We start from the raw sequence: 13,455 nt of genomic DNA on the forward strand, positions 1-13,455 counted from the left end.
GCCCCCGCCCGCCCCCGCCCGCCGCCGGCACGGCGCCGGCCTGCACCCGGCCGGGCGAGAGCCGCATGCTGCAGGCCGACCTGCTGTTCGGGCGCGACATCGCGGGACACGGCTCCGTCACCGATGCGGAGCGCGCGGCGTTTCTCGCCGACACGGTCACGCCGCGTTTTCCCGACGGCCTGACCTACTGGGATACACACGGCCAATGGCGCGACCGCACGACGGGCGGCATCACGCGCGAGGACAGCTTCGTGATCCGTATCATCGCCGACGATACGCCCGACACGCGCGTGCGGCTCGCCGCGATCCGCAAGGCCTATATGCAGCGGTTTCATCAGGAATCGGTCGGCATGACGGTGGTGCCTGCCTGCGCGTCGTTCTGATTCAGCTGCTCCCGCTTGCCTCGACGCACAAAAAAACGGGCGCCCGAAGGCGCCCGTCGCATGCATGAACAGCGGTATCCCGCTTACTTGTTCTCGAACATGTCCATGATCTGCTGCTTCTCCTGCGGCGTGACGGGCGGCGGCGCCAGCCCGGCCGCACCGGCCGAACCCAGCGCGTCGTTCGCGCTGATCGCGTTCTCGGCCGGGTTGATGTCGACGTTCGCGACGAAGCCGTTGCCCGGCGTGCGATCGGCGTAGTACAGCTCGCCGTCGATCGAGGTCAGGCCGTCCGGCATCGGCATCTGCTGCTCGGGCACGCCGTTCAGCGCGGTGCGCATGTAGTTCACCCAGATCGGCAACGCGAGCTGCGCGCCGAACTCGCGGCTGCCGAGGCTCTTCGGCTGGTCGAAGCCCATCCATGCAACCGCGACGAGCGATTGCTGGTAGCCGGCGAACCAGCCGTCCTTCGCGTCGTTCGTCGTACCGGTCTTGCCCTGCAGGTCGCTGCGGCCCAGTGCGTTGGTGCCCGCGCCCGTGCCGGCCGTCGCGACCGAATGCAGCAGGCTGTTCATCACATATGCATTGCGGCCTTCGATCGTGCGCGGCGCCGTGCTGCCCGCGAGCACCGGCTGCGACTTCTGCAGCGGCTGGCCGCGCGCGTCGTCGACCTCGGCGATCAGGTACGGATCGACCTTGTAGCCGCCGTTCGCGAACACCGCATAACCCGTCGCGAGCTGCAGCGGTGTCACGAGGCCCGCGCCGAGCGCCATCGGCAGGTAAGGCGGCGTCTTCGCGGGATCGAAGCCGAAGCGCTGCGTCACGTACTGCTGCGCATACTGCGTGCCGATCGACGCGAGGATCCGGATCGACACGAGGTTCTTCGAACGCTGCAGGCCGGTACGCATCGTCATCGGGCCGTCCGGCTGGTCGTCGTCCTTCGGCTCCCAGGCGGTGCCGCCCGGCACGCTCGGCGGGAAGTACAGCGGCGCGTCGTTGATCATCGTCGCCGGCCCCATGCCCTTGTCGAGCGACGCCGAGTAGATGAACGGCTTGAACGACGAGCCCGGCTGCCGCCATGCCTGCGTCACGTGGTTGAACTTGCTCTTGTTGAAGTCGAAGCCGCCGACGAGCGAGCGGATCGCGCCATCCTGCGGCGCGATCGCGACGAGCGCGCCTTCGACCTGCGGCAGCTGCACGACCTGCCAGCCCGTCTTGCCGTCCTTCAGCACGCGCACGACCGAGCCCGGCTTGATGCGCAGCGTATCGTTCGCGCGCGGGCTCAATGCGGCCGACACAAAGCGCAGCCCGGCCGGCCCGATCGTCGTGGTCGCGCCGCCGACGAACTGCACCTCGACCGCGTTCGGCGACGCCGACAGCACGACCGCCGACTGAAGGTCGCCGTTGTCCGGGTGATCGGCGAGCGCGTCGTCGATCGCCTCGTCGCGGTCGTCGCCGGCCGCGGGCAGCTGGATCGACGCTTCCGGCCCGCGATAGCCGTGGCGGCGCTCGTAGTCGAGAATGCCGCGACGCACGGCCTGGTACGCCGCTTCCTGGTCGGCCGAATTGATCGTCGTCGTGACGGTCAGCCCGCGCGTATAGGTTTCGTCCTTGTACTGCTGGTACATCATCTGCCGCACCATCTCGGCGACGTACTCGCCGTGCACCGCGTACTGGTTGCCCGGCGTGCGCACGTGGATCTCTTCCTTCACGGCCTCGTCGTACTGCGGCTGCGTGATGTAGCCGACCTCGAGCATGCGCTTCAGGATGTATTCCTGGCGCACCTTCGCGCGCTTCGGATTGACGACCGGGTTATAGGCGGACGGCGCCTTCGGCAGCCCCGCGAGCATCGCCGCTTCAGCGAGCGTGATGTCCTTCAGGTCCTTGCCGAAATACACGCGCGCGGCGGCCGCGAAACCGTACGAGCGCTGGCCGAGATAGATCTGGTTCATGTACAGCTCGAGGATCTGGTCCTTCGTCAGGGCCTTCTCGATCTTGTACGCGAGCAGCATTTCGTAAATCTTGCGCGTGTAGGTCTTCTCGCTCGACAGGAAGAAGTTGCGCGCGACCTGCATCGTGATCGTGCTCGCGCCCTGGCGCGCGCCGCCGTGCATCAGGTCGGCGACGCCCGCGCGCAGGATGCCGACGAAGTCGACACCGCCGTGCTCGTAGAAGCGGTAGTCCTCGATCGCGAGCACGGCCTTCTTCATCACGTCGGGAATGTCCTGGAACCGCACGAGACTGCGGCGCTCCTCGCCGAACTCGCCGATCAGCACGTGATCGGCCGTGAACACGCGCAGCGGCACCTTCGGCTGGTAGTTGGTCAGCGCATCGAGCGACGGCAGTTGCGGCGCCATCACGACCAGCGCGTAGCCGACGATCAGCGCGCCGACGATCGCCAGCGTCGCGAACAGGCCGGCGAACCACAGCGCGACGCGCGAGCCGAACGAGCGACGGCGCCCTCCGCCGCCGCTGCGCTGGGTGCGGCGGTCGTCGTCGCGATCGTCGTCATCGGGGTAATAGGCTCCGGACGGCGAACGGCGCAGCGTGTAGTGGGGTTCGTTCCTGTCGGAAGAAGAAGGCGGTCGTTTGATAATTGGCATGTCGGAATGGCGGGCGTACGTGGCACCCTCGGACGCATGCGGAAATGCAAGCGGATGAATCAGAGCGGGTACAGCGTGATGCGGCTGTCACGTCGACAGACCCCGCCGCGCGGCGATCCGTTCCCGCGACGTGACAGCGCATTTTAATGAAATCGACCGGGTGCCTTCGCGATTTTTTGTAAAAATTCCCGCAATGCCGTGATTTGAGGAACGTATTGTCGGCATCCTCTGCCTATCATGGACACGCAATATGGTGCGCACGGTCGATTTTCTTTCAACCGCGAAAGGTTCGACATCCTGATGCGCGCGCCGCTTGAACTCGCGCGTTTAAGCCGTATTTAAGTGAACCGGTGGTGTAATATCCGCCGGCTCATGCGGGTCGGAACCGGCTCGCTACGGGCACTGCCGCGGCTACGCGGCGCCTTTCAACCACGGAGGATTTCATGTCGCTTTTCGACTCTGTTTCGCGCACGATCAAAGGCCTGCTGAACGATGCGGCCGATTCGGTACAGGATCCGTCGCGCGACGCACGGCAGATCGTGCGGGAGCTCGACGACAGCATCGGCCGTGCCGAGAATTCGCTGATCGAGATCGAGGCACAGGTCGCGACCCAGCGCAGCAAGCGCGATGCGGCCGACGACAAGGTGAAGAAGTACGAAGACGGCGCGAAGCGCGCGCTGCAGGCCGGCGACGAGGCGCTCGCACGCGAGGCGCTCGGCGCGCAGTCGAACGCGGAAGCCGAGCGTGACGCGCTCGCGGCCGAGCTGTCGACGCTCGAGCCGTCGGTCGACAAGCTGAAGGGGCAGATCGCCGACATGCGTCAGCGCCGCAACGACCTGAATGCACGCTCGAACATCCTGCAGGCCAAGCAGGAAATCGCGCAGGCGAAGGACGTCGCGGCAAGCGCGCTGGGCGGCATCGGCGGCAAGAACCTGTCTGAAGACTTCCAGAAGCTCGAGGACAAGGTCGCGCTGCAGAACGCCCGCTCGGACGCGCGCCTCAATTCCGCCGACACGTCGAGCGGCAAGGCACTCGACGACAAGCTCGCCGCGCTGAACAAGGGCCCGTCGGTCGAGGATCGCCTCGCCGCGCTGAAGAAGCAGCTCGACACGCCCGCGCAGTAACGGCAACTGCGGGCAACCGCGCCGCCGCCCGCCCCGGGCGCGCGGCGCGAACCGATCGTCAGGAGACGGGCGCCTGCGCCCGGTTCGACCATGAAGAAATCTCTCGCCGCACTCGGCCTCTCGCTGATGTTGCTGTCGTCCGCCGCGTTTGCGGTCCCGTCGCTGCAGCAGGTCGAGCAGTCGATCGCGCAACGCAACTGGCAGCAAGCCGACACGCAGCTGTCGCAAGTCATCGACGCCCATCCGAACAATGCGCACGCGCGCTACCTGTATGCACAGGTGCTGGACCGCGAGGGCCGCGCGTCCGATGCGCTCGCGCAGCTGCAGCGCGCGAAGTCGCTCGATCCGCAACTGAAGTTCACCGATGCGTCGCGCTTTGCCCAGACGGAGTCGCGCATTCGCGCCGACGCCGCGCGCGTGAGCGGCAACGCGCCGTCGGCGACGCAGGCCGGCACGCTGCAATCGTCGCTCGCGCCCGCTGCCGCGCCGGCCGAAAAACACGGCCCGTCGACCGGCATGTGGATCGGCCTCGGGCTGATCGTCGCGGTGATCGCGCTGGTGCTGCGCTGGACGCTGCGGCGCGCGCGCACGGCCGACGACAGCCGCGCCGACGACGAACGCCGCACGCAGCTCAAGCGCGCCACCGACGTGCTGAACGACATCCGCCCGCTGAAGCTCGACGCGAAGCTGTCGACGGCGCCGGGGGCCGCGGCGCTCACGGGCGAGCTCGAAGCGATCGAGACCGACGCGCGCACGCTCGTCGAAACGCTGTCCAACGGCAAGAATCCGGTACCGCCCTATCGCGTCGACGAACTCGAACAGCGCCATGCGAGCGTGAAGGCACGCGTAGAGGGGCGTCCCGACCCGGCCGCGCAACCTGCTGCACCGGCGAACGGCAGCGGCTCCGTGTATGCGCAGGAAGCCGATCGCATGACGGGCGCGCAGGGCCAGCCGTATCCGCCGCAACCCTACCCGCAACAGCAGCCGCCTGTCGTGATCCAGCAAGGCGGCGGCAGTTTCGGCGGCGGCATGGGCGGCCTGCTGACGGGCGTATTGCTCGGCGAGGCGATGTCGGGCGGCCGCGAGCGCGTGGTCGAACGCGACGTGATCGTCGACGGCGAACGCCACCGGCAGGACAACGATCCGGGCTTCGACCTCGGCCGCGGCGATGCGTCGAACTGGAGCGACGGCAACGGCGGCGGCGGCATGGATCTCGGCAGCAACGACGACGGCTGGACCGACGACAACACCTGACGCCGCGCAGCGCGTCGACACACCTGCGACGCACTGCAACGCACGCCACGCTCCCCTTCAGCGCCGGCCGCGCCGACGCGCGGATTTGTCAATCATTTCAAGATGGACTACCGGCAATGGGGAGCGTTCGCTATCATGCGGCCATCGGCGTGCCACCGACCCTCATTCGACGCTTCGCATCCCCGCGCGTCGCGGCACGCCTCCCCTCGCCCCCAACAGGAGAAAGCCGCTCATGAGCATCATCAAGGAATTCAAGGAGTTCGCCGTCAAGGGCAACGTCATGGATCTCGCCGTCGGCGTGATCATCGGCGGCGCGTTCTCGAAGATCGTCGACTCGGTCGTGAAAGACCTCATCATGCCGGTGATCGGCGTGCTGACGGGCGGTCTGGATTTCTCGAACAAGTTCGTTCTGCTCGGCACCATCCCCCCGACGTTCAAGGGTAATCCCGATTCGTTCAAGGACCTGCAGGCCGCGGGTGTCGCCGCGTTCGGCTACGGCTCGTTCATCACCGTGGCGATCAATTTCGTCATCCTCGCATTCATCATTTTCCTGATGGTGAAATTCATCAACAAGCTGCGCAAGCCGGAAGAAGCCGCACCGGCCGCGACGCCGGAAGACACGGTGCTGCTGCGCGAGATCCGCGATTCGCTGAAGCAGCGCTGATCGCCGAGCACCCCGCCTGCCAGGCCCGCCCCGTGCGGGCCTTTTTGTTGCGCGCGCGATGCACCGCCGCATGCGGCCTATCTCACTTTTTTGTGACGGGCGAATGCACGCACGGGAAAAGCAGGTCTATGATGGAGACTAAACGACAGTACGGGCGCCAAGACGCTGACTGTGTCGATCATGGCGAGCAGGTCGACGGGAGACATTGATCGTCGTACTGCACGAAGGCAGCATTTTCGTGTGCTATAAAGGATCGACATGCGGCGTACATAGCCGGGAGTGGGTCGCATGAAAATGCCGCATTTCTTGCAATTGTTTTTGAGGCGAGTGTTTATGTCCTTCCCGAAAAAACGTCGGCGTGCCCAGCAGGATGGCCAGGAGTCATTCCTCGCGGTATTGCGCCACTCGAAACCGTTTGCCCAGCTCGACACCAAGATTGCCCGCGCCCGTGCGCAGGACGAACCCGTCCTGTACGCACACGTGCTGCCCGGTCTCGATGTGCTCCTGTGCAGCGTGCGCGGCGCCCAGCCGCCCTATCCCGCCATCGCCGAGCTGCGCAAGCGCTGCATCGAATCGATCGCCAACGCGCTCGAGCAGCCGCTCGACGGCCTCGAGAACGGTGGCTACTGGTACGAAGCGAACGGCTTCGGTTTCCTCGTGTTTGCCAGCCGTGCGCGTGCGCGCATCCTGCCCGAGTTTGGTGCAGGCACGAAAGCGAGCCTGCACGGCGGGCTCGGCCGCCAGAACGCCGGCGACACGACACCCCGCTCCCTCGGCTGATCCGCCTGCCATTCGATGGGCCGCCTCCGGGCGGCCCATCTGCCATTCACCCGCCCCGCTTGCCCGTCACGACGCCTGCCGACGCCCGTTGCCGGGCCGCACGATGTCGATGAACGCGGCGAAATCGGCGCCGGCGAGCCCTTGCGCGGCGCCCAGCCGCAGCACCTGCTGCACGGTGGCCGACACCGGCATCACCGCACCCGTGTCGCGCGCCGCGTCGGCGATCGCATCGACGTCCTTCTGGAACGTGCCGAGCGCGCCGATCGGTGCATGACCGCCCGACGTCATGCGCGGCACGAACGTCTGCAGCAGCACCGAATCGGCCCAGCCGCCGGCCAGCGCTTCGGCCAGCCGGGCGGCATCGATGCCGCTCGCCTGCGCGAGACCGACGGCCTCGGCAATCGCGGTCACCGTCGCGGTGACGATCGCCTGGTTGCACAGCTTCGCCGTCTGCCCCGCACCCGCGTCGCCCATGTGCGTGATACGCGACGCGTACGTGTCGATCAGCGGCCGCACCGTGTCGAGATCGGCCGCGCGGCCGCCGGCCATCACCGCGAGCGTGCCGGCCTGCGCGCCGGGCACGCCGCCCGATACGGGCGCATCGATCCAGCCGACGCCGAGTGCGGCCGCGCGCGCCGCGTAATCGCGCGTCGCGGCGGGCGGGATGCTCGAATGATCGACGATGCGTTGCAGGCGACGCGCGGCGGCGTCGCCGGCCAGCAGCCCGTGCTCGCCGAACACGACGTCGCCCACCGCGCGGCCGTCGAGCACGCACACGAATACCGTATCGACGCGCTCCGCCAGTTCACGCGGCGTGCCGGCCACTTGCGCGCCGTCCTTCACGAGCGCCTCGGCCTTGTCGCGCGAACGATTCCATACGCTGACCCGATGCCCGGCCGCCAGCAAATGCCGAATCATCGGCGCGCCCATCAATCCCGGTCCGCAAAATCCGACTTCCACGATGTTCCTCGTCTCCGATATGGGTTGCACTTGCCGCCCATCATACCTATCACTCAAGAAGCCGGGCACGCGCGGCGCCGCTTCGGGAACGCGACCTGCACCGGCGATATATGCCGATATCCCAGGGAGCGCATCATGAGCGACCACGTGTACAAGATGATCGAACTGACCGGTTCGTCACAGCAATCGAGCGACGACGCCATCCGCAACGCGATCTCGAAAGCCGGCAAGACACTGCACAACCTGCACTGGTTCCAGGTGACCGAAACGCGCGGCCACATCGAAGGCGACCAGGTGGTTCACTGGCAGGTGACGCTGAAGGTCGGCATGCGCATCGACGACTGACGCGCCCGTCGCACCCCACGCCGCGCCGCGATCCGGAGTCGCACGACACGTGCCTCCGCACGGCGCGGCGCGCCCGCTTGCAACCCCGTTCAGGCCCCTTGTCGCGGCCCGGCCGGCGGGTGCCTGCGGGTATCCATCTCTTGACGCTGATTTTCGTTCATATTAAAAACGATATACCCACAGTACCCCTCGATCAGCCCAGCCATATAACCCGGAGAAATCATGAGTCAGCAACGCGAGGCGATCGACACGTACCTCTTGCGCGTCTTGCACACCTTGTTGATGGAGCGCAGCGTCACGCGCGCGGCCGTCAAACTGAACCAGTCGCAACCGGCAATCAGCGCCGCGCTGCGGCGCCTGCGCGACATCACCGGCGATCCGCTGCTGGTGCGCGGCAAATCCGGCATGGTGCCGACTGAATACGGGCTGCGCCTGCTCGAGCCCGTGCAGAACGCGCTGCGTGAAATCGAGCGGATCAAGTTCCAGCAGCACAACTTCGACCCGGCCACGTCGATCCGCTGCTACCGGATCGGCTGCCCCGACTACCTGAACGTGCTGTTCGTGCCGACCGTCGTCGAGCGCTTTCGCCTGGCCGCGCCGAACGCGACGCTCGAGTTCCATTCGCTCGGCCCCGCCTTCGACTACGAGCTCGCGCTGGAAGACGGCAAGCTCGACATCGTCGTCGGCAACTGGCCGGAACCGCCCGAGCAGCTGCACCTGTCGAACCTGTTCGTCGATGAAATCGTCTGCCTGATGAGCAACACGCACCCGTTCGCGAAGCGTGGCGGGCTCACGCTCGACCAGTACCTGAACGCGCCGCATCTCGCGCCGACGCCGTACTCGGTCGGCCAGCGCGGCGCGATCGACGTGCATCTCGCGCGCGAACGGCTCAAGCGCCACGTGGTCGTCACGCTGCCGTACTTCAACCTCGCACCGTACGTGCTCGTGAAGTCCGACCTGATCTTCACGACGACGCGCCTGTTCGCCGATCACTACGCGAAGTTCCTGCCGCTGTCGGTCGTGCCGGCACCGCTCGACTTCCCGCCGATGCAGTACTACCAGCTGTGGCACGAGCGCTGCCACTACTCCGACGAAGTGCGCTGGCTGCGCAGCCTCGTCGCCGAAGCCACCCGCACGCTGATCGAAGCGTAAGCGCGCACGACGCGCGCGCCGGCCACGCCGCTGCGGTGTGGCCCGGCGTGGCCCGAAGCGGCCTCGTGCGGCCGCGCGTGACGGATCCCGGCCTCGGCCGCCACGCGCCCGACGTGCAGCGCGCGGCGCACTCTCCAGCTCAGTGCCTCAGCGCGACGCCTCCACGAGTGCCTGCGCCAGCGCGTTATGCCGCGCGATGACGGGCGGCAGATCGAGCGTCGCCAGCCGCCCCTCCCGCACCACCACCTTCCCGTTCACCACCGTGTACGCCGTCTGCGACGGCGCGCAGAACACCAGCGCCGCGACCGGATCGTGCAGCGCGCCCGCGAACAGCGGCTGGCGCAGGTCGAATGCGGCGAAGTCGGCCGCCATGCCGGGCTTCAGCGCGCCGATATCGTCGCGGTTCAGCACCTTCGCGCCGCCGAGCGTCGCGATCTCGAGCGCTTCGCGCGCGGTCATTGCATCGGGCCCGAAACCGACCCGTTGCAGCAGCAGCGCCTGCCGCACTTCCGCGACCATCTGCGCGCCGTCGTTCGACGCGGAACCGTCGACGCCAAGGCCGACCGGCACGCCCGCGAGACGCATCTTCTTCACCGGCGCGATGCCCGACGCGAGCCGCATGTTCGAGCACGGACAGTGCGCGACGCCCGTGCCGGTGCGCGCGAACAGGCCGATGCCCGCATCGTCGAGCTGCACGCAGTGCGCATGCCACACGTCGTGGCCGACCCAGCCGAGATCTTCCGCATATTCGGCCGGCGTCATCCCGAACTTCTCGCGGCTATACGCGATATCGTTGACGTTCTCCGCGAGGTGCGTGTGCAGCGACACGCCGTATTCGCGCGCCAGCACGGCCGCGTCGCGCATCAGCTCGCGGCTCACCGAGAACGGCGAGCACGGCGCGACCACCACGCGCAGCATCGCGTAGCGGCCTTCGTCGTGATAGGTCTCGATCAGGCGCTGCGTGTCGCGCAGGATCTCGGGCTCGCGCTCGACGACCGAATCGGGCGGCAGCCCGCCGTCGCGCTGGCCGACACTCATCGAGCCGCGGCTCGCGTGAAAGCGCATGCCGATCCTCTGCGCGGCGCCGATGCTGTCGTCGAGGCGGCTGCCGTTCGGGTAGATATACAGGTGGTCGCTCGACGTCGTGCAGCCCGACTGCAGCAGCTCGGCCATCGCGGTGAGCGTCGACACCTCGATCATCTCGGGCGTCAGGTGTGCCCAGATCCGGTACAGGCTCGTGAGCCAGCCGAACAGTTCGGCATTCTGCGCGGCCGGCACCGCGCGCGTCAGGCTCTGGTACATGTGGTGGTGCGTGTTCACGAGCCCCGGGATCACGAGGTGGCCGCGCAGGTCGAGCACTTCGTCGGCCGTGTCGGGCAGCTCGGCGCTCGGGCCGACCGCGACGATCCGGTTGTCTTCGATGTAGAGCCCGGCGTCGCGCAGCTCGCGGCGCGTGTCGTCCATGGTCACGAGCACGTCGGCGTGCTTGACCAGCAGGGTTTTCGGGCGGGATGAGGAAGGGTTCGGCGCGCGTGCGCCAGCGTGCTGCTCGAGGTTCATGCGTTCTCCGCGTCGGTCTGCCTCCAGGCGTTGATCCTGGAGGCGGTCACACAGCCGTTCGAACGCTGAATCGCGGCACGCTCCGGTGCCTGCGTCCGTTCGAACGCCCTGGCCCGGTTACCCGGCGTGCTCGCCGTCTTCGGGGTACGCGCGGGCCACAGGCCGACGCGCACGGCGGGAGGATCGCCCAAGCACGCGCCGCACACAATGCGCGATCCGGAATACCGCGCTTCACGGTTTCGATATGGTACGCCGCGCACCACCCGGCGAAAGGCCGGAAACACCCGAAAAGCCCGCCGGAAGCGGTATCCGGCATACCGTCGACAGCCGCTCATGCGCGGCGCATTATCTTTGATATCGCGCCCGTATTTGCGCGGGGAACCTTTTTACAATGCCTGCACGGCGCTCGCTTCAATCTCGCCGACGGGTATGTAGCCACGTGACGTGGAGCCTCGATCCGCCGCACAGTCAATGGATCGAGTCGCCGCCGAACCCCGCATTCACATAAGGACACAACGAATGGGAAAGCTCACTACCCACGTACTCGATACGGCGCACGGCCGTCCCGGCGCGGCAATCAAGGTGGACCTCTACGCGCTGGACGGCGAATCGCGCCGCGCGCTCAAGACCGTGCTGACCAATAGCGACGGCCGCTGCGACGAACCCCTGCTGGAAGGCGCCGCGCTCGCCGCCGGCGAATACGAACTCGTGTTCCACGCCGGCGACTACTTCGCGTCGCTCGGCGTGAAGGTGCCCGAACCCCGCTTCGTCGACCGCGTCGTGCTGCGCTTCGGCATCGCCGACACCGCTTCGCACTACCACGTGCCGCTGCTCGTGTCGCCGTGGTCGTACAGCACCTATCGCGGCAGCTGACATTCGAATCAGCGCCCGCATCAAACAAACGATTTGAGTCTGGAGGAGTTTCATGGAAGGCTTCATCACCGACTGGCTGAACCTCGCGCTGCGATGGCTGCACGTCATCGTCGCCATTGCGTGGATCGGCGAGTCGTTCTATTTCGTCGCGCTCGACAACAGCCTGAAACCGCCGACCGACCCGAACCAGCGCAAGCGCGGCGTGTTCGGCGAGCTGTGGCATGTCCACGGCGGCGGTTTCTACAACATGCAGAAGTACACGGTCGCCCCGCCGGAAATGCCCGATGACCTGCACTGGTCGAAGTGGCCGTCGTACACGACCTGGCTGTCGGGCTTCTCGCTGTTCTTCGTGCTGTACCTGCTCGCACCGAACACCTACCTGATCGACAAGAGCGTGCTCGACATGGGCCCGGTGGTCGCCGTCGCATCCGCACTCGGCTTCCTCGCGGCCGGCTGGATCGTCTACGACTCGCTGTGCCGCATCCTCGGCACCAACGACCGCGTGCTCGGCATCTGCGTCGGCATCTACGTGGTCGCCGCCGCCTACCTCGCGTGCCATATCTTCGCGGGCCGTGCCGCCTACCTGATCGTCGGCGCGATGCTCGCCACGATCATGTCGGCGAACGTGTTCTTCGTGATCATCCCCGGCCAGCGCAAGATGGTCGACAAGATGCTCAAGGGCGAAGAGCCGAACCCGATCTACGGCAAGCGCGGCAAGCAGCGCTCGGTGCACAACACGTACTTCACGCTGCCGGTCGTGTTCGCGATGCTGTCGAACCACTACGCGATGACCTACACGAACAAGTTCAACTGGGTCGTGCTCGTGCTGATCATGCTGGCCGGCGCGCTGATCCGCCAGTTCTTCGTGATGCGTCACCGCGGCAAGCAGCTGTGGTACCTGCCGATCGGCGGCGTCGCACTGCTGTCGGGCGCACTGGTCTGGACGATGCCGAAGCCGGTCGCGCCGGAAGCGCAGGCGGCCAACGCACCGAAGATCGTGATCAACGACATCATGCCGATCCTGCAGCAACGCTGCGTCGAGTGCCACTCGTCGAAGCCGACGCTGATGGGCAGCGCGCCCGCGGGCGTGATGTTCGACACGCCGGACGAAGTGTCGAAGAACGCACAGCGCATCTACGAACAGGCGGTGCGCCTGAAGGCGATGCCGATCGGCAACGTCACGCACATGACCGACGACGAGCGGACGAAGCTCGCCGCCTGGTTCGAGGGTGGCGCGAACAAGTAAGCCGCCGTGCGCCGGGTGTGAGTGCCCGGTGCAATCCTCTCCGTTCTCGGGCCCGGTGACGGGCCCGTTCTTTTTGGCGCGTCCCGGATGCCCTTCGCGCGTCAGACGCGCGTCGCGTCGCGCTGGAGCGCGACGAGCGCATCGAGCGCGCGCGGGCCGTCGTCGAACGGCACGAAGATGTGATCGTGGTACGCGGCCGCCATCACGTTGCAGCTGATGCCGGCCGCGCCGAGTGCCCGCGCGAACGCCGCCGTGAGGCCGACGGCCGCCAGGTCGGAATGCACGGTCAGCGTGATCCAGGCCGAGCGGAACAGCACCGGCCAGCCGCGACGTGCAGCCGTTTCCTCGTCGACCACGACCGTCAGCCCTTCCGCTTCGCGGAACGTCGCAATGACTTCGGATAACGATACGTCTGCATCGGCCGGCAGCGACACGAAGGCGAACGCGCCCGGATGCAGTTCGGGCTGCATCGTGCGCAGCAGGACCGCGAGGTCGTTTTCAGGTTGGCTCATCG

13 protein-coding genes are annotated in these 13,455 nt (G+C 67.0%); 9 read left to right on the top strand and 4 right to left on the bottom strand.

All coding sequences use genetic code 11. From position 1 onward, the window contains the following. Positions 1 to 383, top strand: a 383-nt coding sequence (locus tag ACTJLD_RS26530) for a DUF3574 domain-containing protein (protein WP_440659942.1), incomplete at its 5' end; no start/stop codon positions are given. Between the two features lie 83 nt (positions 384 to 466). On the opposite strand, the gene ACTJLD_RS26535 is transcribed toward ACTJLD_RS26530, so the two are convergent. After that, positions 467 to 2,983, bottom strand: coding sequence for a penicillin-binding protein 1A (locus ACTJLD_RS26535; protein ID WP_027787140.1), 2,517 nt, complete (start codon positions 2,981 to 2,983; stop codon positions 467 to 469). Between the two features lie 443 nt (positions 2,984 to 3,426). On the opposite strand from ACTJLD_RS26535, the gene ACTJLD_RS26540 reads away from it, so the two are divergent. The 4 genes from ACTJLD_RS26540 to ACTJLD_RS26555 all read left to right on the top strand — a co-directional run bounded on the left by ACTJLD_RS26540 (position 3,427) and on the right by ACTJLD_RS26555 (position 6,805). Continuing rightward, the gene (locus ACTJLD_RS26540; protein WP_021160377.1) at positions 3,427 to 4,107 is read left to right on the top strand and encodes a PspA/IM30 family protein; all 681 of its coding nucleotides are present in this window, start codon (positions 3,427 to 3,429) and stop codon (positions 4,105 to 4,107) included. Between the two features lie 90 nt (positions 4,108 to 4,197). Beyond that, positions 4,198 to 5,361 carry a tetratricopeptide repeat protein gene (locus ACTJLD_RS26545; RefSeq protein WP_440659943.1) on the top strand — a complete coding sequence of 388 codons (1,164 nt, stop codon included), beginning with the start codon at positions 4,198 to 4,200 and terminating at the stop codon, positions 5,359 to 5,361. 232 nt (positions 5,362 to 5,593) lie between these two features. After that, the gene (gene mscL, locus ACTJLD_RS26550; protein ID WP_006487991.1) at positions 5,594 to 6,025 is read left to right on the top strand and encodes a large conductance mechanosensitive channel protein MscL; all 432 of its coding nucleotides are present in this window, start codon (positions 5,594 to 5,596) and stop codon (positions 6,023 to 6,025) included. A gap of 333 nt (positions 6,026 to 6,358) precedes the next feature. After that, complete coding sequence (locus tag ACTJLD_RS26555) at positions 6,359 to 6,805, top strand: hypothetical protein (protein ID WP_440660044.1); 447 nt, start codon at positions 6,359 to 6,361, stop codon at positions 6,803 to 6,805. A gap of 66 nt (positions 6,806 to 6,871) precedes the next feature. On the opposite strand, the gene ACTJLD_RS26560 is transcribed toward ACTJLD_RS26555, so the two are convergent. Beyond that, on the bottom strand, positions 6,872 to 7,765 hold the full coding sequence (locus tag ACTJLD_RS26560) for an NAD(P)-dependent oxidoreductase (RefSeq protein WP_048020970.1): 894 nt from the start codon (positions 7,763 to 7,765) through the stop codon (positions 6,872 to 6,874). Between the two features lie 135 nt (positions 7,766 to 7,900). Between ACTJLD_RS26560 and ACTJLD_RS26565 the strand changes: the two genes are divergently transcribed. Both ACTJLD_RS26565 and ACTJLD_RS26570 read left to right on the top strand, forming a co-directional pair. Further along, positions 7,901 to 8,110 carry a dodecin gene (locus ACTJLD_RS26565; protein ID WP_021160372.1) on the top strand — a complete coding sequence of 70 codons (210 nt, stop codon included), beginning with the start codon at positions 7,901 to 7,903 and terminating at the stop codon, positions 8,108 to 8,110. A gap of 222 nt (positions 8,111 to 8,332) precedes the next feature. Beyond that, the gene (locus ACTJLD_RS26570) at positions 8,333 to 9,262 is read left to right on the top strand and encodes a LysR substrate-binding domain-containing protein (protein ID WP_006478550.1); all 930 of its coding nucleotides are present in this window, start codon (positions 8,333 to 8,335) and stop codon (positions 9,260 to 9,262) included. Between the two features lie 147 nt (positions 9,263 to 9,409). Here ACTJLD_RS26570 and ACTJLD_RS26575 read toward each other — a convergent pair whose 3' ends face one another. After that, positions 9,410 to 10,822, bottom strand: a complete 1,413-nt coding sequence (locus ACTJLD_RS26575) for an 8-oxoguanine deaminase (RefSeq protein WP_060194407.1) — start codon at positions 10,820 to 10,822, stop codon at positions 9,410 to 9,412. A 519-nt stretch (positions 10,823 to 11,341) separates the two neighbouring features. Between ACTJLD_RS26575 and uraH the strand changes: the two genes are divergently transcribed. Beyond that, complete coding sequence (gene uraH / locus ACTJLD_RS26580; protein ID WP_059694643.1) at positions 11,342 to 11,695, top strand: hydroxyisourate hydrolase; 354 nt, start codon at positions 11,342 to 11,344, stop codon at positions 11,693 to 11,695. A gap of 52 nt (positions 11,696 to 11,747) precedes the next feature. Beyond that, positions 11,748 to 12,941 carry a urate hydroxylase PuuD gene (locus ACTJLD_RS26585; protein WP_021160368.1) on the top strand — a complete coding sequence of 398 codons (1,194 nt, stop codon included), beginning with the start codon at positions 11,748 to 11,750 and terminating at the stop codon, positions 12,939 to 12,941. A gap of 101 nt (positions 12,942 to 13,042) precedes the next feature. On the opposite strand, the gene ACTJLD_RS26590 is transcribed toward ACTJLD_RS26585, so the two are convergent. Continuing rightward, positions 13,043 to 13,453: an ACT domain-containing protein gene (locus ACTJLD_RS26590; protein ID WP_200058374.1), complete on the bottom strand. Its 411-nt coding sequence runs from the start codon at positions 13,451 to 13,453 to the stop codon at positions 13,043 to 13,045. Positions 13,454 to 13,455: the final 2 nt, after the last annotated feature.

Origin of the sequence: Burkholderia sp. 22088 (genome assembly GCF_052045915.1) — a bacterium.
Taxonomy (GTDB): domain Bacteria; phylum Pseudomonadota; class Gammaproteobacteria; order Burkholderiales; family Burkholderiaceae; genus Burkholderia; species Burkholderia cepacia.